General features: G+C 72.4%; 25 protein-coding genes. 13 read left to right on the plus strand and 12 right to left on the minus strand.

What is annotated here, in order from left to right:
- Positions 1-21: 21 nt before the first annotated feature.
- Positions 22-699 carry a GntR family transcriptional regulator gene (locus BMY04_RS20665; RefSeq protein WP_091186280.1) on the minus strand — a complete coding sequence of 226 codons (678 nt, stop codon included), beginning with the start codon at positions 697-699 and terminating at the stop codon, positions 22-24.
- Between the two features lie 163 nt (positions 700-862).
- Here BMY04_RS20665 and BMY04_RS20670 point away from each other — a divergent pair, with 163 nt between their 5' ends.
- Positions 863-1,609, plus strand: a complete 747-nt coding sequence (locus BMY04_RS20670; protein ID WP_091186283.1) for a hypothetical protein — start codon at positions 863-865, stop codon at positions 1,607-1,609.
- On the opposite strand, the gene BMY04_RS20675 is transcribed toward BMY04_RS20670, so the two are convergent.
- The gene (locus tag BMY04_RS20675; protein ID WP_408630472.1) at positions 1,606-2,442 is read right to left on the minus strand and encodes an isoprenyl transferase; all 837 of its coding nucleotides are present in this window, start codon (positions 2,440-2,442) and stop codon (positions 1,606-1,608) included. The genes BMY04_RS20670 and BMY04_RS20675 overlap by 4 nt on opposite strands.
- Before the next feature lie 65 nt (positions 2,443-2,507).
- Here BMY04_RS20675 and BMY04_RS20680 point away from each other — a divergent pair, with 65 nt between their 5' ends.
- The 4 genes from BMY04_RS20680 (at position 2,508) to BMY04_RS20695 (ending at position 6,765) form a co-directional block, all read left to right on the plus strand.
- Positions 2,508-3,284: a class I SAM-dependent methyltransferase gene (locus BMY04_RS20680; protein WP_091186286.1), complete on the plus strand. Its 777-nt coding sequence runs from the start codon at positions 2,508-2,510 to the stop codon at positions 3,282-3,284.
- A gap of 34 nt (positions 3,285-3,318) precedes the next feature.
- Positions 3,319-4,059, plus strand: coding sequence for a DNA repair protein RecO (gene recO, locus BMY04_RS20685; RefSeq protein ID WP_091186290.1), 741 nt, complete (start codon positions 3,319-3,321; stop codon positions 4,057-4,059).
- The gene (locus BMY04_RS20690; protein ID WP_139210056.1) at positions 4,046-5,668 is read left to right on the plus strand and encodes a M1 family metallopeptidase; all 1,623 of its coding nucleotides are present in this window, start codon (positions 4,046-4,048) and stop codon (positions 5,666-5,668) included. Before recO ends, BMY04_RS20690 begins: the two co-directional genes overlap by 14 nt.
- A 215-nt stretch (positions 5,669-5,883) precedes the next feature.
- A complete protein-coding gene (locus tag BMY04_RS20695) occupies positions 5,884-6,765 on the plus strand; it encodes a GTP-binding protein LepA (protein WP_091186296.1) in 882 nt (293 codons plus the stop codon).
- Positions 6,766-6,852: 87 nt separating this feature from the next.
- Here BMY04_RS20695 and BMY04_RS20700 read toward each other — a convergent pair whose 3' ends face one another.
- Together BMY04_RS20700 and leuA are read right to left on the minus strand one after the other, a co-directional pair.
- Positions 6,853-7,908 carry a proline racemase family protein gene (locus BMY04_RS20700; protein ID WP_091186298.1) on the minus strand — a complete coding sequence of 352 codons (1,056 nt, stop codon included), beginning with the start codon at positions 7,906-7,908 and terminating at the stop codon, positions 6,853-6,855.
- Between the two features lie 152 nt (positions 7,909-8,060).
- Positions 8,061-9,821 carry a 2-isopropylmalate synthase gene (gene leuA, locus BMY04_RS20705; RefSeq protein WP_091186302.1) on the minus strand — a complete coding sequence of 587 codons (1,761 nt, stop codon included), beginning with the start codon at positions 9,819-9,821 and terminating at the stop codon, positions 8,061-8,063.
- Positions 9,822-10,048: 227 nt separating this feature from the next.
- On the opposite strand from leuA, the gene BMY04_RS20710 reads away from it, so the two are divergent.
- From BMY04_RS20710 to yczE, 3 genes are all read left to right on the plus strand, one after another.
- On the plus strand, positions 10,049-10,588 hold the full coding sequence (locus tag BMY04_RS20710) for a GNAT family N-acetyltransferase (protein ID WP_091186306.1): 540 nt from the start codon (positions 10,049-10,051) through the stop codon (positions 10,586-10,588).
- Between the two features lie 21 nt (positions 10,589-10,609).
- Positions 10,610-11,050 carry a GNAT family N-acetyltransferase gene (locus BMY04_RS20715; protein WP_091186310.1) on the plus strand — a complete coding sequence of 147 codons (441 nt, stop codon included), beginning with the start codon at positions 10,610-10,612 and terminating at the stop codon, positions 11,048-11,050.
- 123 nt (positions 11,051-11,173) lie between these two features.
- Positions 11,174-11,785 carry a membrane protein YczE gene (gene yczE, locus BMY04_RS20720; protein ID WP_139210058.1) on the plus strand — a complete coding sequence of 204 codons (612 nt, stop codon included), beginning with the start codon at positions 11,174-11,176 and terminating at the stop codon, positions 11,783-11,785.
- 65 nt (positions 11,786-11,850) lie between these two features.
- Here the strand turns inward: yczE and era are convergent, their stop codons facing one another.
- From era to BMY04_RS20745, 5 genes are read right to left on the minus strand one after another with little or no spacing between them, the layout of a single operon-like run.
- Positions 11,851-12,807 (minus strand): GTPase Era, encoded by a 957-nt coding sequence (gene era / locus BMY04_RS20725; RefSeq protein ID WP_091186313.1) that lies wholly within the window; start codon positions 12,805-12,807, stop codon positions 11,851-11,853.
- Entirely contained in the window at positions 12,804-13,184 is a 381-nt protein-coding gene (locus BMY04_RS20730; RefSeq protein WP_091186317.1) for a hypothetical protein, read from the minus strand. Before BMY04_RS20730 ends, era begins: the two co-directional genes overlap by 4 nt.
- On the minus strand, positions 13,181-14,506 hold the full coding sequence (locus BMY04_RS20735) for a hemolysin family protein (RefSeq protein WP_091186320.1): 1,326 nt from the start codon (positions 14,504-14,506) through the stop codon (positions 13,181-13,183). The genes BMY04_RS20730 and BMY04_RS20735 overlap by 4 nt, the downstream gene beginning before the upstream one ends.
- Positions 14,503-14,991, minus strand: coding sequence for an rRNA maturation RNase YbeY (gene ybeY / locus BMY04_RS20740; protein WP_091186323.1), 489 nt, complete (start codon positions 14,989-14,991; stop codon positions 14,503-14,505). Before ybeY ends, BMY04_RS20735 begins: the two co-directional genes overlap by 4 nt.
- A 25-nt stretch (positions 14,992-15,016) precedes the next feature.
- Positions 15,017-15,952 (minus strand): PhoH family protein, encoded by a 936-nt coding sequence (locus BMY04_RS20745; RefSeq protein ID WP_232506552.1) that lies wholly within the window; start codon positions 15,950-15,952, stop codon positions 15,017-15,019.
- 255 nt (positions 15,953-16,207) lie between these two features.
- Between BMY04_RS20745 and BMY04_RS20750 the strand changes: the two genes are divergently transcribed.
- Positions 16,208-16,759 carry a dihydrofolate reductase family protein gene (locus tag BMY04_RS20750; RefSeq protein WP_091186330.1) on the plus strand — a complete coding sequence of 184 codons (552 nt, stop codon included), beginning with the start codon at positions 16,208-16,210 and terminating at the stop codon, positions 16,757-16,759.
- Between the two features lie 62 nt (positions 16,760-16,821).
- On the opposite strand, the gene pip is transcribed toward BMY04_RS20750, so the two are convergent.
- Both pip and BMY04_RS23170 read right to left on the minus strand, forming a co-directional pair.
- Positions 16,822-17,850: a prolyl aminopeptidase gene (gene pip, locus BMY04_RS20755; RefSeq protein WP_091186334.1), complete on the minus strand. Its 1,029-nt coding sequence runs from the start codon at positions 17,848-17,850 to the stop codon at positions 16,822-16,824.
- A complete protein-coding gene (locus BMY04_RS23170) occupies positions 17,847-18,317 on the minus strand; it encodes a DUF5709 domain-containing protein (RefSeq protein ID WP_232506548.1) in 471 nt (156 codons plus the stop codon). The genes pip and BMY04_RS23170 overlap by 4 nt, the downstream gene beginning before the upstream one ends.
- Positions 18,318-18,355: 38 nt before the next feature.
- Here BMY04_RS23170 and BMY04_RS20765 point away from each other — a divergent pair, with 38 nt between their 5' ends.
- The gene (locus BMY04_RS20765; protein WP_091186336.1) at positions 18,356-19,459 is read left to right on the plus strand and encodes a carboxylate-amine ligase; all 1,104 of its coding nucleotides are present in this window, start codon (positions 18,356-18,358) and stop codon (positions 19,457-19,459) included.
- A 78-nt stretch (positions 19,460-19,537) separates the two neighbouring features.
- On the opposite strand, the gene BMY04_RS20770 is transcribed toward BMY04_RS20765, so the two are convergent.
- Positions 19,538-20,650 carry a Gfo/Idh/MocA family protein gene (locus BMY04_RS20770; protein ID WP_198410320.1) on the minus strand — a complete coding sequence of 371 codons (1,113 nt, stop codon included), beginning with the start codon at positions 20,648-20,650 and terminating at the stop codon, positions 19,538-19,540.
- 203 nt (positions 20,651-20,853) lie between these two features.
- Between BMY04_RS20770 and BMY04_RS20775 the strand changes: the two genes are divergently transcribed.
- From BMY04_RS20775 to BMY04_RS20785, 3 genes are read left to right on the plus strand one after another with little or no spacing between them, the layout of a single operon-like run.
- Positions 20,854-22,227: an ABC transporter substrate-binding protein gene (locus BMY04_RS20775; protein WP_091186339.1), complete on the plus strand. Its 1,374-nt coding sequence runs from the start codon at positions 20,854-20,856 to the stop codon at positions 22,225-22,227.
- A gap of 4 nt (positions 22,228-22,231) precedes the next feature.
- Entirely contained in the window at positions 22,232-23,200 is a 969-nt protein-coding gene (locus BMY04_RS20780) for a carbohydrate ABC transporter permease (protein ID WP_139210059.1), read from the plus strand.
- A complete protein-coding gene (locus BMY04_RS20785) occupies positions 23,197-24,096 on the plus strand; it encodes a carbohydrate ABC transporter permease (protein WP_091186346.1) in 900 nt (299 codons plus the stop codon). Before BMY04_RS20780 ends, BMY04_RS20785 begins: the two co-directional genes overlap by 4 nt.
- The last annotated feature ends 52 nt before the right edge of the window (positions 24,097-24,148 follow it).

Below are 24,148 nucleotides of genomic sequence, written 5' to 3' on the forward strand. Positions count from 1 at the left end.
CCTGGCGGTCGAGCAGGACGCCTAGGGAGCCGCGGTCGGTTCCGGGGAGGCGGTGGCCCGGAGCTCGTGACGCATCGTGAGGACGTGGCGCCGCGCCTCGGCCTCGGCGAGGTCGGGGTCGCCGACCTCGATCGCCGCGATGATGTCGTGGTGCTGGGCCCAGGCGCGCGGGTCGCGCAGCGGTGACTTCTGGCGCAGCAGCCACTGGCCCCGCTTGACCATGGGGATCGCGATCCCGACGAGGTAGGCGTTGCCCGTCATCTCGAAGATGATGCTGTGCAGCTCGCTGTGGAGGTCCGCGAGGTGGTCGAGATCGCGGTCGGCGGAGCGGTCCTGCGCCTCGTCGAGGACCTGGCGCATGCGCCGGACCGCGTGCGGCTCGCTCGCCCGCGCCGCGAGCCGGGCCCCCAGCGGCTCGAGCGCGAGGCGGACCTCGAACATGTCGTCCGCCTGCTGGTCGTCCAGCGTCGCGACGACCGCCCCGCGCCGCGCGGTCGTGTTGACGAACCCCTCGGCCTCGAGGACGCGGATGGCCTCGCGCACGGGGTTGCGGGAGACTCCGAGCTGCTCGGCGAGGCGGTCCTCGACGACCCGGTCGCCGGGCACGAGGTGGCCGGCGAGGATCAGCCGGCGCAGCTCGGCGGCCACGACCTCCCGGAGCCGAGGAGCCGTCGCCTCCGGCGGGAGCGCGACATCCATCGTCGCACGGTATACGAAAGGGTGGCGGAGCGCGTGATCCCTACGAGGTCCATGCGGCCGCGCTCCCCGGCCGCGACGTGGGCGAACACGCCATTGACCGTCCGTGCGCGCCGCTCTACCGTGCGCTGAGGGAAGCCTGAGAGGGCTGGATCAGGAGGTCGCGATGAAGCGGCTCGTCAGCGTCGTGGCCTCGGCAGCACTGGCCGTGGGGCTGGTCTGCGCGGGGTCGCCCGCCTCGGCCTCCCCCGGTTGCGACCGACCGGACGAGGCCGTCGGGATCACGGTCAGCACCCAGGACTCCACCATCCTCGGTCCGCTGCAGACGGCCACGTTCTTCTTCGAGGCGACCGCCCGGACGGCGTGCCTGGCCGACTACCCGCTCACCCTCGACGTCAGGACGGCGTCGACCCGCTCGATCCCGCTCGTGCCCACCACGGTGCTCAAGGACCGTGAGCAGGGCTTCACCTTCTACCGCGGCACCTTCACCGCAGACGCCGCCGCGCTGACGAACGCGGACGCCGGCGAGTGGCTGTTCGAGATCACCCTCGGCGACGTCGGCTTCGGCCTCCGCCCGTACGACGTGCTGCGGCGGACCAGGCTCTCCTTCGACGCCGGGCCCGAGCCGCTGCGCCGGAACCACCGGCTCACCTTCCGCGGCGCCCTGCAGGTGGCGGACTGGGAGCGCGACCGCTACCGCGGGCTCGCCGGGCAGCCGGTGGGCATCGTCGCGATCGACAGTCAGACGACGGTGCCCTGGGTGCCGCTGGTCGAGACCACGACCCGCCGGCACGGTCGCTACCGCGTGCGTCACGAGGTGCCGGGGACCGACCGCTACGAGGCGGTCTACCACGGCACCCGCGGCATCGCCTTCACGGTCTCCCGCATCGACGCCGTCGCCGAGCGGACCTAGCCGGCGCTGCCCCGGTCCACCTCGTTGGGCACGGCACCGCCGTAGCGGCGGTCCCGGTCGGCGTACAGCTCGATGGCCCGCCACAGGTCGCGGCGGTCGAAGTCGGGCCACAGCCGGTCGAGGAAGACGAGCTCGGCGTACGCGCTCTGCCACAGCAGGAAGTTGGACGTGCGCTGCTCGCCGGAGGAGCGCACGAACAGGTCCACGTCGGGGATCTCGGGCTCGTCGAGGAAGCGCCGGAACCGTTCCTCGGTGAGCTTGGACGGGTCCAGCCGGCCGGCGGCGGCCTCGGCGGCGATCGCCCGGACGGCGTCGACGATCTCGGCGCGACCGCCGTAGTTGACGCAGAACTGCAGGGTCAGCACGTCGTTGTCGACCGTCTGCGCCTCGGCGCTCTCGAGCTCGCTGATCACGCTGCGCCACAGCCGGGGTCGCCTGCCTGCCCAGCGCACCCGGACGCCCATGGCGTCGAGCTGGTCGCGACGGCGGTGGATCACGTCGCGGTTGAAGCCCATCAGCCAGCGCACCTCGTCCGGCGAGCGCCGCCAGTTCTCGGTGGAGAAGGCGTACGCCGACAGGTACTTCACGCCGATCTGGATGGCGCCGGAGATGACGTCGAACAGCGCGTCCTCGCCGCGCGCGTGCCCCTCGGTCCGCGACAGCCCCCGCGCCTTGGCCCAGCGCCCGTTGCCGTCCATGACGATCGCGACGTGGCGCGGCACCTTGTCGGCCGGGACGGGCGGGGGCAGCGCGCCCTCGCGGTGCGGGGCCGGCGGGCCGGGCGGACCCGTGCGGCGGGCGACCTCGGCGCTCCTGCGGCTCAGGCGTGGCACCCGACGGACTCTAGTGCCGCAGGCGGCTGGGGAGCAGAATCGGACGCCGAGGAGGTGGCCGCAGCATGGAGCCGGAACGCAGCCTGTTCGACGTCTCCGCAGGGTCGTACGACCGCCTGATCGGGCGCTACCTGCCCACGATCGGGGTGGCGTTCGCCGACGCCGCGGGTGTGGGCGCGGGCCAGCGGGTGCTGGACGTCGGGTGCGGCCCGGGCGGCCTGACCAGCGTCCTCGTCGGCCGGGTGGGCGCGGAGCACGTCGCCGCGATCGACCCCTCGCGACCCTTCGTCGCGGCCTGCCGCGAGCGCAACCCGGGCGTCGACGTCCGCGAGGGCGTGGCCGAGGAGCTGCCGTACGCCGACGGCGCCTTCGACGCCAGCCTCGCGTCGCTCGTCGTGGGCTTCATGAGCGACGCAGGCGCGGGCGTGGCGGAGATGCGCCGGGTGACCCGACGGGGCGGACGGATCGCCCTGTCCTTCTGGACGCTCGACGGCATGCCCCTGCTGCAGACGTTCTGGTCGGCGGCCAGCGCCGTGACCGGTGAGCACGGCAGCGACGACACGCGGCTCGGGCGTCGCGACGGCGACCTCGTGCGCCTCCTCGAGGGCGCCGGCGCGGCCGACGTCGTGCAGACCCGGATCACGGGCCGGGCCACGTACGCCGACGTCGACGACTTCTGGTCCTCCTTCACCGGCGGCGCCGGCCCGGTCGGCGCGTACGCACGCTCCCTCGCCCCCGAGGTGGCGGACCGGGTGCGCGACGCGTGCGACCGGCTGCTCGGCCACCCGCGCTCACCCTTCACCCTCGAGGCGACCGCGTGGTGCGCCGTCGGCACGTCCTGACGCCCGCCCTTGCCGCGGCCGGGACAATGAGGAGGTGCCCACCTACCGCGAGCAGGCCGTGGTGCTGCGCACGCACAAGCTGGGCGAGGCCGACCGCATCATCACCCTCCTGAGCCGGGGCCGCGGCAAGGTGCGCGCGGTCGCCCGCGGCGTCCGGCGCACGTCGTCGAAGTTCGGCGCGCGGCTCGAGCCCTTCAGCCACGTCGACCTCCAGCTCGCGAGCGGGCGGTCGCTGGACGTCGTGGCCCAGGCCGAGTCCCTCGACGCGTTCGGCGACCCGCTCAGCGCGGACTACCCGGCGTGGACCGCAGGGCAGGTGATGCTCGAGACGGCCGACCGGCTCGTCGTCGAGGAGGGCGAGCCCGCGCTGCAGCACTACCGGCTGCTCGTCGGCGCGCTGCGGGCGCTGAGCGGCGGGACCGCCGACGGGCCGCGGCCCGCGAGCATGGTGCTCGACTCCTACCTGCTGCGGGCGCTGGCGGTCGCCGGCTACGCGCCGTCGTTCCGCGACTGCGCCCACTGCGGTCTCGAGGGTCCGCACACCGCCTTCTCCCCCGCCTCCGGCGGCGTCGTGTGCGAACGCTGCCGCCCGCCCGGCTCGGCACGGCCGTCGCCGGAGACCCTCGAGCTGCTCGGCGCGCTCCTGGAGGGCCGGTGGGCCGCCACGCGCGACGTCGGCCCGCGCTCGGCGCGCGAGGCCAGCGGGCTCACGTCGGCCTTCACCGCCTGGCACCTCGACCGCTCGCTGCGCTCGATGGCCCATGTCGAGCGTTGACCCGCGCTGGGGCCCACCCCTCGCGGGCCCGCCGCAGCCGGGGCCGCGGCCGCGCCGACCGGCGGACCCGCGCTGGGGCCCACCCCTCGCGGGCCCGCCGCAGCCGGGGCCGCGGCCGCGCCGACCGGCGTACGTCTACGTCCTCGCCGTCGTCGTGCCCCTCGCGCTGGTCGCCGCGCTGCTGCTCCCGCTCGGCGTCGCCGCGCTGTGGCGTCGGCTCGCCGCGGACGTCCCGGTCAGCAGCGCCGGCGCACCGGGCGGGACGGTCGTCGACGGGTCGCGCGGGCTCGGCGACCGCTACTACCCCGACGCCGGCAACGGCGGCTACGACGTCACGCGCTACCAGATCGACGTCAGCTTCGACCCCGCCGACGAGCGGCTGAGCGGCACCACGACCATCTCGGCGCGGGCGCTGCAGGGGTTGCACAGCTTCGTCCTCGACCTGCGGCTCGACGTCGCCACGGTGACCGTCGACGGGGCCGACGCCGGGCTGGCGCGCGACGGTTCCGCCGACTGGCGCGTCACGCCCGCGACGCCGGTCGCTGCCGGCCGCGACTTCACCGTCGTGGTCACCTACTCCGGCCAGCCGGGCGAGATCACCGGCGTCGACGGCGACCGGCCCTTCACCCGGACCGGCGAGGAATGGCTGGTCGCGGGCGAGCCGGAGAGCGCGGCCTGGTGGTTCCCGTCGAACGACCACCCCTCCGACCCCGCCCTCATGGACGTCTCCATCCGCGTGCCCCGCGGCCTGCAGGCGATCAGCACCGGCCGGCTGGTCAGCGCCGACAGCGGCAGCGAGGAGCGCTGGGACACCTGGCACTGGGTCTCGCGGCAGCCGATGGCGACGTTCCTGACGTTCATGGCCATCGGCAGCTTCACCCTCCAGCAGGGCGTCGTCGACGGGCTGCCGTACGTCTACGCCGTCACCGACCAGCTCTCCGACGCCGACCAGAAGAAGGCGTTCGCCGCGCTGCAGACCTCCGCGGCCACGGTGCGTGTGCTCGCCGGGCTGTTCGGGCCGTACCCCTTCACCGAGCTCGGCGGGATCGTCCCGAAGGCCAAGCTGCCCTTCGACGGCCTCGAGACGCAGGGCCGCCCCGTCTACCGCGCGGAGTCGATCATCGACCCGCGCTACTCCCGCGAGCTGATCACCCACGAGCTCGCGCACATGTGGTTCGGCGACAACGTGACCGTGCGCCAGTGGGACGACATCTTCGACTCCGAGGCGTACGCGTCCTGGGCCGCCTGGGCCGCCGAGGAGAAGACCGGCGGCGCGACCGCGCAGAGCCAGCTGACCAGCCTCTTCGACCGCGCGCGTGATGCCGACGACTTCTGGCGGGTGACCATGATCGACCCCGGCCGGCGCAACATGTTCACGACCGTCTACTACCGCGGGCCGATGGCGCTGCAGGCGCTGCGCAACGTGATGGGCGACGAGGCGTTCACTCGGCTGAACACGCAGTGGGCGCAGGACCCGGGCTCGCGCAGCCTCGAGGACTGGATGACGAAGGCCCAGTCGCTCACCACGACCGACCTGCAGCCCTTCTTCCAGGCGTGGATCTACGCCCGCGTCGCCCCGGCGAAGACGGCGGCCAACGGGCTGGGCTGACGGAGGCCGAGGACGCTGCTGTCGCACACGTCACAGCGGTTCCACCCCTCCGGGTCGCAACAGGTGCCTCCGCCCACGCGATGAAGCAGGTGCCGGCACGACCCGCGCCTCCGCGCGAGCCCTGTCACACCTGCGAACCGTTCCCGGTCCGGCTCCGAACCGGTGTCACGCCTGCTCACCGAGCGGGCGCGCACCGCAACGAAGGAGCCCGAGCCGTGACCGCACCGCGCGTCGACGCCACCCGCATCCGTGACCACGTCCTCCGCCTCGGCGAGAAGCACCCGCCGGTCGACCTCGCGTCGGCCGACTTCACGGTCCGCGATCCCGCCGCCGTCCGCCGTCGTTTCGCCCAGCCGCTGGACTACATGGCGCGCGTCGAGATGGAGGTCGAGCGCAACGTCCTGGAGCTCGCCGTGATGCTGCCCGGCGTCTCCGAGACCGACCGCCTGTTCTACGCCGACGTGTGGGCCCCGCAGGAGGAGCGGCACGGCCTGCTGCTCGACACGCTCGTGCGCCGCCTCGACCTGCCGCCCGCCGAGCCGGACCTCGACGGCCCGACCGCCCAGGTCCGCGTGCTTGGCGCGCTCGCGCACATCCCGGCCGTGCAGGAGGTGATCCGGCTCCTGTACTACCTCACCGGCGCCGCGACGGAGAAGTCGGCGATGCTCGCGTACGCGGCCATGAGCGCCGACCTCGAGGCCATGGGCGAGACCGCGGTCAAGCGCACCGTGGTCGACGCGATCAAGGTCCAGGAGCCCGGCCACTTCGCCTTCTACCGGATGAGCGCGCAGGAGATGATCGAGACCAGCGTGCTCAAGCCGTGGCAGCTGCGGATCGCCCGCTTCATCCGGTCGAAGGCCTTCAGCCTCGTCGGTGCGTCGACCCCCGAGCGCAAGGCCGACTTCGGCGGCGTCCTGGTCAACCTCGGCCTGGCCGACGACCTCGAGCGCACCGTGCGCGACGTCAGCCGCCTCGAGCACCACCTCCTCTGGGCCCAGGACCAGGGCATGGACGTCCCCGCGTACGCGCTCAGGGCCTTCCGCGACGCGGCCGACTCCTACCGCGAACGGGTCCAAGGCGCGGCGCTCGCCGCCTGAGCCCACCTCCTTCATCCCGCCGAGCGGTAACTTGCCGCGCCGAATCAGGCCTGACAGGCGCGGCAACCTACCGCTCGGCGGTCTCGACTAGCGCAGGACGAAGCCGGGGACCAGGGTGTCGCGCGGGTCGACCACGAACGTGTGCTCACCGGTCTGGTGGGCGGTGCCGGTGATGGACGGGATCACGGCGTCGACGCCGTCCACGGTGGTCCGCTCGAGGACCCGGGCGACGAACCTCGAGCCGACGATCGAGTCGTGCGTCAGCACCTGGTCGTCGGTCAGGCCGCCCGAGGCGGCGAGCGCGGCGACGCGTGACGCCGTCCCCGAACCGCAGGGTGAGCGATCGACCTCGCCGTCGGCGAAGATCGTCACGTTGCGCTGGTGCGGACCCTCGGGCCGCGGGCCGAGGTCCTCGAAGAGGATCGTCCCGTAGATGCCGCTCAGCCGCTCGTCGCGTGCGTACGTCGCGGCGGGGTGGTCGGCCAGCGCCCGCTTGACCTCGCGGCCGAGGGCGATGAGCTCGCCGTACGCGGCCGGCTCGACGTGCAGCCCGGCCCGCGCGACGTCGAGGTGGGCGTAGAGCGCGCCGCCGAAGGCGACGTCGACCGGAACCGTCCCGTACGCGGTCGGCACCTCGATCCCGATGGCGACGACGTGGCTTGCGACGTTGACGAAGTCGACGCTCTCGACCTCGCCGCCGCGGGTGTGCACGCGGGCGGTCACGCGGCCCGACGGCACGTCGACGACCACGTCGGTCACGCCGTCGTCGGGCGCGGCGACTCGGCCCGACTCGACGGCCCAGGCGCCGAGGGCGATGGTTCCGTGGCCGCAGGCGGTGGAGAACCCGTCCTTGTGCCAGAAGAGGACGCCGAGGTGGGCGTGCTCGTCGTCGGGCGGCACCAGCAGACCGCCGTACATGTCGGCGTGCCCGCGCGGCTCGAAGCAGAGCAGCCGCCGTAGACCGTCGACGTCGGGGTCGGCGATGGCCCGCGCGCGCCGGTCGGCGACGTCGGTCCCCGGGATGGCGACCGGTGGGTCGACGACGATCCGGAACGGTTCGCCCCCGGTGTGGTAGTCGACGGTCGAGACGCGCACGCGATCGCGACGGACGTTCCCTGAGCGCGTCGAGGAGTCAGCAGGCACGGGAGCACGGTAGTGGCCGGGCCCTCGGCCCCTCGACGAGCTCAGGGAACGTCCGTCGTGCCGTCGGAGGGCCGCCGCGCGAGAGCACGGTGGTGGTCGGGCGGTGCCCTTCGACAGGCTCAGGGAACGTTCGACGGGCTCAGGAGGAGAGGTCAGCCGGCCGCGCGGTCGACGGCCGAGGTGACGGCCCGGAGCGAGGCGGTGACGATGTTCGCGTCCGTGGCCACCCCCCAGGCGACCACGCTCTGCTCGCCCTGGCCGACCTCGCACTCCACGTACGCCGCGGCGAGCGCGTCGCCCCCGGAGGAGAGCGCGTGCTCGGCGTAGTCCAGCACCCGCACGTGGTAGCCGATCTGGGACAGCGCGTCGACGAACGACGACACCGGGCCGTTGCCCTCGCCCACCACCTGGCGCTCGGTGCCGCGGTCGCGGACGCGGGCGGTGACGGTGTCGTGGCCGCCGGAGCTGCGGGAGTCGACGACCTCCAGCAGCTCGAGCGGGGTCTTCCGCTCCAGGTACTCGCCGGAGAAGATCGACCAGAGCCGGTCGGGACCGATCTCGCCGCCCTCGCCGTCGGTGTGGGTCTGCACGATGCGGCTGAACTCGATCTGCAGCCGGCGCGGCAGCTCGAGCTGGTGCTCCGACTTCATGATGTAGGCGACGCCGCCCTTGCCGGACTGGCTGTTGACCCGGATGACGGCCTCGTAGCTGCGACCGACGTCGTGCGGGTCGATCGGCAGGTACGGCGCCTCCCAGTCGAGCTCGGCGACGGGCACGCCGGCCTCCTGGGCCTTGCGCTCGAGGTCCTCGAGCCCCTTCTTGATGGCGTCCTGGTGGGAGCCGGAGAAGGCGGTGTAGACGAGGTCGCCCGCGTACGGGTGGCGCGGGTGGACCGGCAGGCCCGTGCAGTACTCGACGGTGCGACGGATCTCGTCGATGCCGCCGTCGATCGCGAAGTCGATCTTGGGATCGATGCCCTGCGAGAACAGGTTCATGCCGAGGGTGACGAGGTCGACGTTCCCGGTGCGCTCGCCGTGGCCGAACAGGCAGCCCTCGACCCGGTCGGCGCCGGCCATCAGGCCCAGCTCCGTGGCCGCCGTCGCCGTGCCGCGGTCGTTGTGCGGGTGCAGCGAGATGGCGACGTGCTCACGGTGGTCGACGTTCCGACCGAACCACTCGATCTGGTCGGCGTACACGTTCGGTGTGGCGACCTCGACGGTGGCGGGCAGGTTCAGGACGATCTCGCGGCCGGGTCCCGGCTGCCAGACCTCCATCACGGCGTTGCAGACCTCGACGGAGAAGTCGAGCTCGGCGGAGGTGAAGATCTCGGGGCTGTACTCGTAGCCGAACTCGACGTCGCCCAGGTGCTGCTCGGCGTACTTCATGACGAGCTCGGTCCCGCGGGTGGCGATGTTCACGCACTCGTCGCGGTCCACCTTGAACACCACGCGCCGGAACAGCGGCGCGATGGCGTTGTACAGGTGGATGGTTCCGGCCTTGGCCCCCGCCAGCGACTCCGCGGTGCGCTCGATCAGGTCCTCACGCGCCTGGGTCAGCACGGAGATGGTGACGTCGTCGGGGATCAGGTTCCGCTCGATCAGCTGGCGCACGAAGTCGAAGTCGGTCTGGCTCGCCGACGGGAAGCCGACCTCGATCTCCTTGTAGCCCATGCGCACCAGCAGGTCGAACATCTTGTGCTTGCGCGCCGGGGTCATCGGGTCGATGAGCGCCTGGTTGCCGTCCCGCAGGTCGGTGGACAACCACCGGGGTGCGTGGGTGATCCGCTGCGACGGCCAGGTGCGGTCGGGCAGGTCGATCGGCGGGAACGGGCGGTAGCGCCCGTACGGCATGGGACTGGGCGTCTGCGTCGGCACGGCTTGTGGCCGGGTGCCGAACGACGGGGTGGTGCTCATCGGGTCCTCGCTGCTGAAAGGGGAGTCGGCCGGGCAGGCAAGAACTCCGCAGCGAGGAGGCCGGCCTTTAGGAGGCCTCGCTGCGGCAGCGAAGGAGAATCAGGGCGCCGAGGAGGGCGCGCGCGCTTCGAGCCACGAAGGCACAGTAACCCACGTCCGCAGGGGTGCCAACCGGGGCACGCACAAATCGCCTCGACACCTCCGGGGTGCCGCGCCACCCTGTCCGGATGCGGATCGTGGACGTCGACCCGGGCGACGAGGCCCAGCTGGAGGCGCTGACCCGGTTCGTCGACCGCGCCCGCGTGCACGACGACCCCGACGCGTTCGCCCTCACGCTGGAGGACACGCGCAACGATGCGCGGTACGGCGGCGACCTGCACCCGGCCCGTCACTGCCTCGTGCTCGACGACGGCGTCCTGGTCGGCCACGTGTGGATGCACGTCCCGCACCTGGACAACCTCCACCTCGTCGAAGCCGGCATCACCATCGACCCGGACCGTCGCGGCCGCGGGCTCGGCAGCCGGGTCCTCGCCGAGGTCGAGCGGCGTACGCGGTCGCTCGGGCGGACCACGCTGTGGATCGGCACCGCCGACGACGCCGAGGCCACGAAGGGCTTCCTCGGGCGGCGCGGCTTCGCCCTGGCCACCCGCGACGCCCGTCGGCACCAGCGGCTGGCGCTCGTCGACGCGGGAGAGGTCGACCGGCTCGAGCGGGAGGCCGCCGAGCACGCGCGCGACTACGTCGTCGAGCGTCTGCAGCCGCCGTAGGACGACGACCTCCTCACCGCGATGATCAGCGTCACCGCGGCGATCAACGACGCCCCGATGGGCGACCTGACCTTCGAGGACGAGGTCTACGACCTCGCCCGGCTGCGCGCCATCGAGCGCGCGGTCGAGCTGCGCGGCGAGCGGTTCCGCCGTGTCGTCACCCGGCACCGCCGGACCGGCGAGCTCGCCGGGCACACGGCGCTCACGGTGCGCCCCTGGGCGCCGCGCGAGGCGTACCAGTACGACACGAGCGTCGCCCGCGACCACCGCGGCCACCGGCTCGGCCTCGCGCTCAAGATCGCGATGATGCGCTGGCTCGCCGAGACCGAGCCGCAGCTCGAGGTCGTCGAGACCTGGAACAACGTCGAGAACACCCCGATGATCAGGGTCAACGAGGCGCTCGGCTACCGGCTCTCGCGCACGTTCGCGATGTTCGAGAAGACCCTCGCCGAGACCGTCTGAGCCCTCCTCGCCCCGGTAAGAGCCCGGCCGTCCCACCAGGCCGAATTCCCGGCTCACCGCCTCCGCGCCTCGGTACGGTGCTCGCGTGAGGCACCCGGACGCGTACGCCGGTCCGCTCGACCCGTGGCGCTGAACCGCAGCCGGCTGTCCGACCGCCCGGTCGCGCGGAGCCTGCGGCTGCTGGCCGGGCTCGTGCTCTTCGGGCTGTCGCTGGCCTTCCTCGTGCGGGCACGGCTCGGCCTCGACCCGTGGACCGTCTTCGGCGACGGCCTGTCGACCCGGCTCCACCTCAGCCTCGGCACCATCACGGTGCTGACCTCGCTGGTCGTGCTGCTGCTGTGGATCCCGCTGCGGCAGCGTCCCGGCCTCGGCACGGTCGCGAACGCGTTCGTCGTCGGGCCGGTGCTCGACCTCGGGGTGGCGCTGCTGCCGGACGCCGGGCCGGTGGCCGTGCAGGTGCTGTTCCTCGTCCTGGCGCTGCTCTGCGTCTCGGTGGGCACCGGGCTGTACGTCGGCGTCGGCTGGGGACCCGGTCCCCGCGACGGGCTCATGACCGGCCTGAACCGCCTCGGCCTCCCGATCTACCTGGCGCGGATGCTCATCGAGGGCTCGGTCCTGCTCGTCGGGTGGCTGCTCGGCGGGACCGTCGGCGTCGCGACCGTCGTGTACGCGCTCGCCGTCGGCCCGCTCGTCGGCCGCGCGCTGCCCCGCCTCACGCTGCCGCCGTCGCGCTGAGACAGGAACGGGTGAGTTCGTGCACCATGGTGGTGCAGGAACTCACCCGGTCCCGGCGACGAGGCTCAGAAGCCCAGCCGGTTGAGGTGCTTGGGGTTGCGCTGCCACTCCTTGAGGACCTTGACGCGCAGGTCGAGGTAGACCGGGGTGCCGAGCAGGGCCTCGATCTGGCGGCGGGACTTCTCCCCGATCGCCCGGAGCCGCTCGCCGCGGTGGCCGATGACGATCCCCTTCTGGGAGTCGCGCTCGACGATCATCGAGGCGTACACGTCGAGCAGCGGCCGGTCGTCCGAGCGCCCCTCGCGCAGCCCCATCTCCTCGATGGCGACGGTGATCGAGTGCGGCAGCTCGTCGCGGACGTCCTCGAGGACGGCCTCGCGGATGAGCTCGGCGACCAGGGTCTCCTCCGGCTCGTCGGTGATGACGCCCTCGGGGTAGAGCGGCGGCCCCTCGGGCAGCCGCTCGACGAGGGCGCCGGCGAGGACGTCGAGCTGGTCGTCGGTGACCGAGGAGACGGGCACGATGTCGGCCCAGGTGATTCCGAGCTTGTCCTCCAGCGCCTGGATGGCCATCAGGTGCTCGGCCATCCGGGTCGGCCCGACGAGGTCGGACTTCGTCGCGACGGCGACCAGCGGCGGGGTGCGCGGCAGCTTGGCCAGCTCGCCGACGAGGTAGGTGTCGCCCGGGCCGATGCGCTGGTCGGCGGGCAGGCAGACGCCGACCACGTCGACCTCGGTCCAGGTGGCGCGGACCAGGTCGTTCAGGCGCTCGCCGAGCAGCGTCCGCGGCCGGTGCAGACCAGGCGTGTCGATGAGGACGAGCTGGGCGTCGGGCCGGTTGACGATCCCGCGGATCGCGTGGCGCGTGGTCTGCGGCTTGGCCGAGGCGATGGCGACCTTGCTGCCGACGAGCGCGTTCGTCAGCGTCGACTTGCCGGCGTTGGGCCGGCCGACGAAGCAGGCGAAGCCGGAACGGTGACCCTCCGGGACCTCCCGCGCCGCAGTGCTGGAGGGGGCGGTCACGTCAGCACCCGGGCGCGGACCACGCCGCGCGGGTCGACGGCCCACAGGCCGAGGCCGGGCCCGCCGAGGTCGCGGACCACGTCGAGGTCGGCGTCGAGCGCGTACGGGTCGGGCTCGTCGGCCGTCGCCAGCGCCACCGCCTCGAGACCCTCGGCGCCCGAGGAGACCGCCATCGCGACGGCCACGGCGACCGCGGAGAGCGTCAGGTGCTCGAGGGCGACGCTGGTGCCCGCGTACGTGCGCCCGTCGGTGTCGCGGACGCAGGCCCCCTGCGCGGCCGCGGTCCGGGCCAGCGCGCTGCGGGCGAGCGTGATGATCTTGATGTCCTCCGGGTCCGTGGGCGCCTCGACCCCGGGGGTGCTGCTGTCGGCGCTCACGCCATCGACTCCTCACGGGTCTCGGTCTCGGCCTCGGCGTCCGCCTCGGCCTCGGGGTCCTTCTGCCGGGTCACCAGCACGGTGCCGATGCGGTTGCGCCGCCCGGTGGAACGTTCGGCGACCAGCTCGAGGCCGGCGTGCTCGACCACGGAACCCGGGATCGGCACCTTGTTCAGCTGCTTGGCCATCAGCCCGCCGACCGTCTCCACGTCCTCGTCGTCGAGCTCGAGCCCGTAGAGCTCGCCCAGCTCGTCGAGCGGGAGGCGCGAGGAGATCCGGTAGCGGTCGTCGCCGAGCGGCGTGACGTCGGTCGGCTCCTCGTCGTACTCGTCGGTGATCTCGCCGACGATCTCCTCGAGGATGTCCTCGATCGTCGCCATCCCCGCCGTGCCGCCGAACTCGTCGACCACCACCACGAGGTGCACGCGCTTGAGCTGCATCTCCTTCAGCAGCTCGTCGACGGGTTTGGAGTCGGGGCACCAGGACACCGGCCGCATCATCGAACCGACGCGCTCCTTGGACTGCGCGTCCGGGGCGTCGTACGTCCGCTTGATGACGTCCTTGAGGTAGAGGATGCCGACGATGTCGTCGAGCCCTTCCCGGATGACGGGGATGCGGCTGAAGCCGGAGCGCAGGCACAGCGACACGGCCTGCCGCAGCGTCTTGTGCTCCTCGACGAAGACCATGTCGGTGCGCGGCACCATGACCTCGCGCACGATCGTGTTGCCGAGGTCGAAGACGGAGTGGATCATCCGGCGCTCGCCGGAGTCGATCACCGAGCTCGTCTCGGCCAGGTCGACCAGCTCGCGCAGCTCGGCCTCGGTGGAGAACGGCCCGTCGACGAAGCCCTTGCCCGGCGTCACCGCGTTGCCGATCATGATCAGCAGCCGCGGCAGCGGGCCGAGGACGGTGGTCAGCAGGCGCAGCGGCCCGGCGGCCGCGAGCGACACCGTGTCGGCGTGCTGCCGCCCGAGGGTGCGCGGCGCGACGCCCCAGAACACGAACGACACGATGATCATGGCGCCGGCGGCGATCGCGCCGCCCTCCCAGGTCACGTCGAAGTTGCCGAGGACCACGAGGGTCACCAGCACCACGGCGGAGATCTCCAGCGCGGTGCGGACGAACAGTGCGGTGTTGAGGTAGGCAGGCGGGTCGTCGGCGAGCTTGCGAAGCCGTGCCGCACCCGGTCGGCCCTCCTCGCAGAGCCGGTCGGCCCGGGCCTTGGAGATCGAGCTGAGCGCGGCCTCGGCCGCGGCCAGCAGGGCCGCCAGGACCACCAGCACCAGGGCGATCGTCAGCTGGCCCCAGTCGCTGCCGGTCATCGCGCGACCGCCGTCCGCTCGGGCTTGTCCGGGCGCTCGCGGGCCCAGGCGGCCAGGATCGTGTCCTTCAGGCCGAACATCTCGGCCTTCTCCGCCTCCTCGGCGTGGTCGTAGCCGAGCAGGTGCAGCAGCCCGTGCACGAGGAGGTACTCCGCCTCCTCCTGCGCGGTGCGCCCGTGGTCGCGGGCCTGCGCGTCGGTGACAGCCGGGCAGAGCACGATGTCGCCGAGCATGCCGAGCGGCGGCTCGTCCTCGTCGTCGTCGGGCGGGCGCAGCTCGTCCATCGGAAAGCTGAGGACGTCCGTCGGGCCGGGCTCGCCCATGTACTTCTCGTGGTAAGCGCTCATCGTCGGCTCGTCGACCAGCAGGATCGAGAGCTCGGCCTGCGGGTGGATCCGCAGCTGGTCCAGCGCGAAGGTGGCGAGCCGGACCAGGCCCGTACTGTCGGCCTCCAGACCGGACTCGTTGTTGATGTCGACCGTCATGGGTCCTACCTGTGCTTCGTGGCGCTCAGCGGCGCGGGATGGGCGGCGGCTGGGTTGCGTCGTGGCGCTCGTACGCCGCCACGATGCGTCCCACCAGCTTGTGCCGCACGACGTCGTGCGCGGTGAGGTGGCAGAAGGCCAGGTCGTCGACCTCGGACAGGATGCCCTCGGCCTGGCGCAGCCCGCTGGTCGTGCCGCCGGGCAGGTCGACCTGCGTGACGTCGCCGGTGACGACCATCCGCGAGCCGAAGCCGAGCCGCGTCAGGAACATCTTCATCTGCTCCATCGAGGTGTTCTGCGCCTCGTCGAGGATGATGAACGCGTCGTTCAGCGTGCGGCCGCGCATGTACGCCAGCGGCGCGACCTCGATCGTGCCCGCCGTCAGCAGCCGCGGGATCGTGTCGGGGTCGAGCATGTCGTGCAGCGCGTCGTAGAGCGGGCGCACGTACGGGTCGATCTTGTCGTTCAGCGTGCCGGGCAGGAAGCCGAGGTGCTCGCCGGCCTCGACGGCGGGCCGGGTCAGGATGATCCGGTTCACCTCCTTGGCCTGCAGCGCCTGCACGGCCTTGGCCACCGCGAGATAGGTCTTGCCGGTGCCGGCGGGACCGATGCCGAAGACGACGGTGTGCTTGTCGATGGCGTCGACGTAGCGCTTCTGGTTCAGCGTCTTGGGCCGGATCGTCTTGCCGCGGGTGCTGAGGATGTTGTGGGTCAGCACGTCGGCCGGGCGCGTGTCCTCGCGCTCGGCGAGCATCGACACGATGCGCTCGACGCCGTCGGCGGTGAGGCCCTGACCGGTGCGCAGCACCGTCACCAGCTCGGTGATGACGTCGACCGCCAGGTCGACGGCGACCGGCGAGCCGGACAGGGTGATCTCGTTGCCGCGCACGTGCACGCCGGCGTCGAGGTCGCGCTCGAGGATGCGCAGGAACTCGTCCCGGGGGCCGAGCAGGTTGACCATCTCGATCGACACCGGGACGGTGACGCGGCGGAGCTCCTCGAGGCCGCTGCCGGTGACGGGCTCCTGCTCGAGCCCGCGCGGCGTACGGTCGCCGCGGATCTCGCTGGTGCTCGTCCGGGCTGCGCGCTCCGGCCTGCTCATCTCTGACCTGCTCAGGAGGGTCCTCACGTGGGGTGCTGCGTGCCGCTCGGCACATGACCGTCCCATTCTAGTGAGTGCGACCACACGGGCACAGGGAGAAAGCGGGGCGCATTCGTGGAGACGCACTACTACACGGCCACGAGCATCGACGGACGCATCGCCGACGAGGAGAACTCGCTGGGCTGGCTGTTCCAGTTCTCCGACGACCCGGGCGCCGACGACCGCTACGCGGGCTTCGTCGCGGGCATCGGCGCGATCGTCATGGGCTCGACGACGTACGAGTGGCTGCTGCGCGAGGAGATCCGCGACGACCCGTCGCGCTGGCCGTACGCGCAGCCGACGTGGGTCTTCACCTCGCGCACGCTGCCCGCGATCCCCGGTGCGGACCTGCGCTTCGTCTCCGGGCCGGTCGAGCCGGTGCACGCCGAGATCGCGGCGACGCTGCCCGAGGGCCAGGACCTGTGGCTCGTCGGCGGCGGCGAGCTGGTCGGGATGTTCCTCGACGCGGGCCTGCTCGACCTGATCCACCTCGGCGTGGCACCGGTGTTCCTGGGCGCCGGCGCCCCGCTGCTGCCCCGGCGCCTCGTCACGCCGCCGCTGGTGCTCGAGGAGTGCCGCCCCGGCGGGCCGTTCGCGCTGCTGCGCTACCGGGTGCAGCACGGCTGAGGCACGGTTCCGCGAACTTCTGCTACCGAGTCCACCTCAGAGGTGGACAACCATGCAAAAGTTCAGCGGTCGGCGAACCGGTCCGTCGCCGCCACCAGCGCGGCGGTGATCTCGGGCTCGGTCCAGGCGTGACCGGCGTGGGGCGCCACCACCAGCTCGGCCTGCGGCCAGGCGCGGTGGAGGTCGAACGCCGTGACCGCCGGGGTGCAGAGGTCGTAGCGGCCCTGGACGATCACGGCCGGGATGTCGGCGAGCCGTCCGGCGTCGGCGATCAGCTGACCCTCGCCCTCGGCCGACGTCGAGAACCAGCCGGCGTGGACGAAGTAGTCGTTCTCGATCCGCGCGAAGGCCAGCGCGTAGTCCGGGTCGGCGAACTGCGCGACCAGCTCGGGGTCGGGCACGAGCGTGATCGACGCCGCCTCGTACGAGGCCCAGGCCACCGCGGCCGGGCCGTGCACCGCGGGGTCGGGGTCGAACAGCAGCTCGTGGTAGCCCGCGATGGGGTCCCCGACGACCGTCCCGCCCGGCGTCACGCTCACGAGGCCGCGCTCGAGCAGCGGGGCGAGGTAGCCCGCGTACAGGTCGGGCACGAGCTGGCCGGCGCCGCCGCCGTAGAAGAAGTCCAGCTCGCTGCGGCGCAGGGTGAAGATGCCACGCAGCACCAGCTCGGTCACGCGCTCGGGGTGCGTCTCGGCGTACGCGAGGGCGAGCGCGCTGCCCCACGAACCACCGAACACCTGCCAGCGCTCGATCCCGCGCGCCTCGCGCAGCCGCTCGATGTCGTCGACCAGGTGCCAGGTGGTGTTGAGCGCCGGGTCGTACGCCGCGGTGCTGGCGTGCGGCTCGCTCCGGCCGCAGCCGCGCTGGTCGAGCAGGACCACGCGGTAGCGCTCCGGGTCGAACAGCCGCCGCACGCCCGGGGAGATCCCGCCGCCGGGCCCACCGTGCAGGAACACCACGGGCTTGCCGTCGGGGTTGCCGCACTCCTCCCACCACACCCGCTGGCCGTCGCCGACGTCGAGGTGCCCCGACGCGTACGGCTCGACCGGCGGGTAGAGCGGGCCCTGCTCCTCGAGGCTGGAGGAGGTCACTCCGGGATGATGTGGACGGCCGCCTCCTCGGCGCTCGCCGCCCCGCCGTCGATGCCGACGTCCTCGCCGATCAGGTCGGACTCGTCGTCGAGGCCGATGCCCTCGTTGGGGTCGACCAGGCGGCCCGCGCGGAAGTCGCCGACCTCGCCGTCGTCGAGGTTCTCCTCGTCGGCGCGGACGGTGAGGTTGTCCTCCTCGTCGACGTCGTCGTCGGAGTAGGGGTCGGGCTCGGGGATCTCCTCCGACAGCCGCTGGTCCAGCGTCTCGTGCGGACCCTCGCGCACCAGCGCGGACGGGCGCTCCGGCGGCGAGTAGCCCTCGTCGAGCGCGTCGGCGACCCCGCGGTCGTCCAGGGTCTCCTCCGGCTGGATGAGGTCCTGGTCCATCTGGTCGGTGCCCTCGGGGGTCTGCTCGTACGGCTGGACGTCGGCCGGGTCGCTCATCGGCTCCGGGTTGGTGCTGGTCATGCGGCCCAGCCTGCCAGACGGGCGGCAGACTGCTCCGCGTGCGGACCGTCGGCGTCGAGGAAGAGCTGCTCCTGCTGGACCCCGCGACGGGCGCACCCGTGGCGCGGGCCGCCGACGTCCTGCGCCGGGTCGCGGCCGAGGACGCCGCCGCGCGCTCCGTCGCCGGCGGGAACGTCGAGGCCGAGCTCCAGCAGCAGCAGGTCGAGATCGACACCACGCCGCAGTCCGACCTGGACGCGGTCGAGCGCGAGCTGCGCGCGGCGCGGGCCCGGGTGGACGCCCTCGGGCGGGCGGCAGGCGTACGGGTCGCCCCGCTGGCCACCTCGCCCCTGGCCGTGACGCCGGAGGTGACGCCGAAGTCGCGCTACGCGGCGATGGTCGAGCACTTCGGCCTCACCACCGCCGAGCAGCTGACCTGCGGCTGCCACGTGCACGTCGAGGTCTCCTCGCGCGAGGAGGGCGTGGCCGCCCTGGACCGGGTCCGCGTGTGGCTGCCGGTGCTGCTCGCGCTGTCGGCGGGCTCGCCCTTCTGGCAGGGGCAGGACTCGGGGTTCGCGTCGTACCGCTACCAGGCCTGGGGACGCTTCCCCGGCGCGGGCCCGGCACCGGTGCTCGGGTCGGCCGCGGCGTACGACGCGTTCGTCGGCACGAGCGTGGCGAGCGGGGTGCTGGTCGACCACGCGATGGTCTACCTCGACGCCCGGCTGTCCCAGCGCTATCCCACCCTCGAGGTCCGCATCGCCGACGTGTGCCCGCGGGTCGAGGACGCCGTGCTGATCGCCGCCCTGTGCCGGGCGCTGGTCGACACCGCGATCCGGTCCTGGACCCACCACGCCCCCGCCCCGGACGTCGGCTCGGAGCTCGTGCGGCTGGCGAGCTGGCGGGCGAGCCGGTCCGGCCTCGCCGGCGACCTGGTCGACCCGCTGACGCACCGACCGCGCCGGGCGGCCGACGTCGTGCGGAGCCTGCTCGACCACGTCCACGACGCCCTCGCCGAGGCCGGCGACGTCGACCGCGTGGAGGCGGGCTGGGCCGCGCTGCGCGAGCGCGGCACCGGCGCCGCCCGGCAGCGCGCGTGGGCGGAGCAGGACGGCGACCTCGGCCGGGTCGCGCTGCGGGTGGCCGACGAGCTGCTGGTCTGAGCGGCGCGACGGGCTGGTCGCAAGAACGGAGCGGATCCGACCGCGACTACGCGGTGGGATCCGCTCCGGTCTCGGCGATCAGCTCGACCAGCCCTCGCGGGTCGTGGTGACGGGCGCACCGGTGCGGGCCGACTCGAGGATCGCCAGCGAGATCTGGTGGTCCTCGCACGCCTCCTCCAGCGGGTACGGCGCGGGGGCCTCGCCGCGGGCCCAGGCGCCCGTGGCGGCGAGCAGCATCGCGACGGCCAGGTCGTCCTCCGACATCCGCGAGCCCACGAACGGGTTGCGCCAGACGACCCGCCCGTCGAAGCTCACGTGCTGCAGGTCGACGCCCTCCAGGTTGAGGTCGAGGCCCGCCTGACGGCGGACGAGCGAGGACTCGACCGCCGTGAACGCGTCGGCCAGCCGGGTGACCCGCTCGTCGACGATCTCCCCGCGGGTGCCGCGCACGACGATGCGGCGGGCGCGCAGCGGGTTCCACCACTGGTTGTCGGTGAAGTCGTAGAGGCCCGTCCGCTGACCGCCGAAGTCGAACGTGGCCAGCGTCGTCGCCAGGTCCTCGGGCGCGTCCGAGCCGGACCAGCCCGACGGGCTGAGCGGGTTCGCGAGCGGGGCCGTGAAGGACTGCGCCCGCACCTCGACCGGCCCGCGGCCGACGCCGAGGAAGCCGCGGATCATCGACACCGCGTGGTAGAGGTGCGTGGAGCTGACCTGCACCGACGTGACGTCGCCGATCACGCCGTCACGCACGACCGCCATCCGCGCGGCGTGCTGCGGCATGAGGAGGTACTGCTCGGCGACCTGGACGAGCCCGGTGTCCCCCACCGTCGACCACAGCGCGCGCAGGCCGTCGAGGTCGGCGGCGGGCGGCGTCTCCGCGAGCACCCGGACGCCGCGCTGCGCCAGGCGCTGCGTGGTCGGTCCCATCTCGCCCCAGGGCACGCAGGGCACGACGAAGTCCGGCTCGGCGGCGAGCAGCTCGTCCTCCGAGGCGGCGGTCGCGACGCCCCACTCCCGCGCCACCTCCGCGGCACGGTCGGCCCGCCGGCTCAGCACCCCGGTGACCGTGAAGGCCTCGGGTGCCTGGCGGGCGAGCCGGGCGAAGAACTCCGAGCGCCAGCCCGTGCCGATCAGGGCGAACCGGGTCGGGCTGGTCGGGCTGGTCGGGCTGGTCGCGTCGGTGGCGGTCACAGGGTCAGCGTCGGGCACGTCGCTCCTCGGGCCCCGGTCGGGGCCGGTTGTCCGGACAGGATCGGCCGCGTCTCTTCACTTCGACCGACGTCTCTGATAAACCTTCTTACAGTGAGTTAGAAGGCTAGCGGTTCCGCAGCCACCCCGGCCCCGCCCCTCTGGGCACCCCAGCCCGCAGCACGTCTCGACGAGGAGATCGCAGAATGACCGACCCCACCACGGCCCCCCAGGCAGACGGCTCCGGCGCGTCCACGAGCGCCAGCAGCCCCTTCCAGCGCCGCACCTTCCTCCGGGCCGCCCTCGGCGGCGCCGCCGCCCTGGGCGCCGGCTCGTTCCTCGCCGCCTGCGGGAGCGACAGCTCCTCCGGCAGCAGCGGTGGCGGCGGGAGCAACGCCGGCGGCAACCCGGCCACCGTCCGGCTGTGGACCTGGTACGGCGAGCAGAAGGACGAGTGGCCCAAGCTCATCGACAAGTTCCAGCAGGCCAACCCGAACATCAAGGTCGAGAACCGGCTCTTCGGCAACCCCGACCAGTACCTGCCGGCCCTGCAGGCCGCGGTCTCCGCCGGCGACGTGCCCGAGATCTTCGCCCCGCACACCCGCGCGCTCACGTACGGCACCGGCGGCATCTCCGCCGACCTCAAGTCGGACATGGCCGACGTCCTCGGCGACGTCTTCGACTCGGCCAACCAGGAGTACACGCTGGACGGCAAGCAGTACGCGATCGGCTGGATGGCGCAGACCTTCGGCATGTTCTACAACCCCGACCTGATGGCCAAGGCCAAGGTCGACCCCGAGTCCCTCGAGACCTGGGACGACCTGATCGCCGCCGCGCCCAAGTTCAAGGCGGCCGGCACGTACGGCGTCTCGATCTCCTGCAACCCGGGCACCAGCGCGATGGACTTCTTCCTGCCGCTGATCACGCAGGTCAAGGACGACCCGACGTTCTTCCTCAAGCTCGACCAGGCCCAGGACGGCCTCACCTGGGAGGACCCGGCCGTCGTCGCGGCCCTCGAGCTGCAGAAGCGGATCGTCGACGCGGGCACCTTCCAGCCCGGCGCGACCGGCACGTCGGGCGACCAGTGCGCGCAGATCTTCTACACCGAGAAGTCGGCGATGCTCTTCAACGGCTCGTGGAGCCCGCAGGGCTTCGTGCAGAACGCCAGCAAGGAGTTCGTCAAGAAGTACAAGGTGATGAAGAACCCGGCGCTCACGGCCGGGGCCAAGCACTGGACGGCCAACCAGGCCGGTGCCGGGTTGGCGGTCGCGGAGACGAGCAAGAACAAGGACGCCGCGATCACCTTCCTCAAGTTCCTCTACGACGAGGCCAACTACTCGCCGACGATGAACAGCTCGAACTCGATGCCCGCGACCAAGAGCGCCGCGGCGTCGATCCAGAACCCGACGATGAAGCAGATGACCTCCTGGCTCATCGACGGCGAGGGCTGCCCGCACATCCCCTTCGGCAACGGCACGACCGCCGCGGCCGACCCGATGGTGCAGACCTTCGAGGGCAAGGGGACCCCGGCCGACGTGGCCAAGCAGATGCAGGCCGCGGTCGTCAACGCCCGGGGCTGAGCGGGTGACCACCACGGCGACCCCACCGCCCGTGGTCGCTCCGGGACCCGTGCCGACCTCCTCCGGGGGTCGGCTCGGGTCCCGGCTCAAGCGGTCGCAACGCCTGGCGGGCTACCTCTTCGTGCTGCCCACGCTGCTGCTGTTCCTGGCCTTCGTGGGCTGGCCGATCGTGCAGACGATCTACCTCAGCCTCAGCCGCTGGTCCGGCTTCGGGACCAAGACGTTCATCGGCGTCGACAACTACACGCGCATGGCCGGCGACCCGGTGGCGCACCGCGCGCTGCTGGTCACGCTCGTGTTCACGGCGGCCACGACGATCCTGCAGACCGTGGTCGGCATGGTCGTCGCCGTGCTGGTGAACATGGTCTGGCGCAAGGTCGGCATCGTCGTGCGGACGATCCTCTTCATCCCCGGCATCGTGTCGTTCGTCGTGACCGGCGTGCTGTGGAAGCTGATCTACGACCCGAACGTCGGCACCCTCAACCAGATCCTCGGCTCGATCGGCCTCGAGAGCCTGCAGCACACCTGGCTCGCCGACCGCGCCACGGTGCTCCCGGCCCTGATCGCCGTGGCGGTCTGGGGCGGCGTCGGCATGAACATGCTGATCTTCTTCGCCGGCATCCAGGGCATCGACCCCGGGCTGTACGAGGCGGCCGAGGTCGACGGGGCCGGACCGTTCCAGCGGTTCTTCAACATCACCGTGCCGCAGCTGCGCGTCGTCACCGGCATCGTGGTCAGCCTCGGGCTGCTCAACGGCTTCAAGGTCTTCGACATCATCTACGTGATGACCGCCGGCGGGCCGAACCACGCCAGCGAGGTCTTCGGCACCTACCTCTACAACCTCGCCTTCGGCTCCACGTCCGGCGCGCTCCCCCAGCTCGGGTACGCCTCGGCGTTCAGCGTCGTCGTGATGGTCCTGTGCATCCTCGCCGTCGTCGTGCAGATGGCCATCACCCGGAGGGGAGAACGATGACGGCCACCGAGGCGGCACCGAGCACGCAGGCGGTCCGGGCGACGCCCACCACGCAGCGCCGGCCTACGGGTCGCCGACGGCGGCTGCCCTTCGCCAAGACGTTCGTGACCTTCCTGCTGCTGCCGCTGTGCGCGCTCATGGTGTTCCCGTTCGTCTGGCTGCTGCTGACCTCGCTGCGCGACCGGAACACGGTGTTCTCGGGCCCGTTCTTCCCGCACTCGTTCACCGGCAGCGCGTACGCCAACGCGTGGACCTCGATCGGGTTCCCGCTGCACTTCTGGAACAGCCTGTGGATCACCACGGCGACCGTGGTCGGCGTGACGATCTTCGCCACGCTGTCGGGCTACGCGTTCGCCAAGCTCGACTTCCCGTTCAAGAACACGCTCTACCTGCTGCTCCTGACCACGCTGATGATGCCGGCGACGGCGTTGATCATCCCGCTCTACCTCGAGCTCAAGTCGCTCGGCCTGCTGAACACCCAGGTCGGCCTGCTCGTGCTCTACGTCAGCGGGTCGGCGCCGTTCTCGATGTTCCTCATGCGGGCGTTCTTCTCGACGCTGCCCGACGAGCTCATCGAGGCGGCCCGGGTCGACGGTTCCGGGGAGCTGTCGATCTTCGCCCGGGTCGTCCTGCCGCTGGCCCGGCCGGGCGTCGCGACGGTGGTGATCTTCCAGTTCCTGCAGACCTGGAACGAGTTCCTGATGGCCAACACGGTCCTCCAGGACACCGACAAGCTGCCGCTGCAGCCGGTGCTGTTCACCCTGACCGGGCAGTACTCGACCGACTGGCCCACCCTCACCGCGGGCCTGGTGCTGTCGATCATCCCGGTCGTCGTGGTCTACGTCCGCATGCAGAACCAGTTCGTCGCGGGCATGACCCTCGGCGCGGTCAAGTAGCGCCTCCCCCACCCGGTTCGCACCCCGCCCCACCCACGCACGTCGGCGTCCG

The sequence above is a fragment of the Microlunatus flavus genome (assembly GCF_900110855.1).
GTDB lineage: Bacteria > Actinomycetota > Actinomycetes > Propionibacteriales > Propionibacteriaceae > Microlunatus > Microlunatus flavus.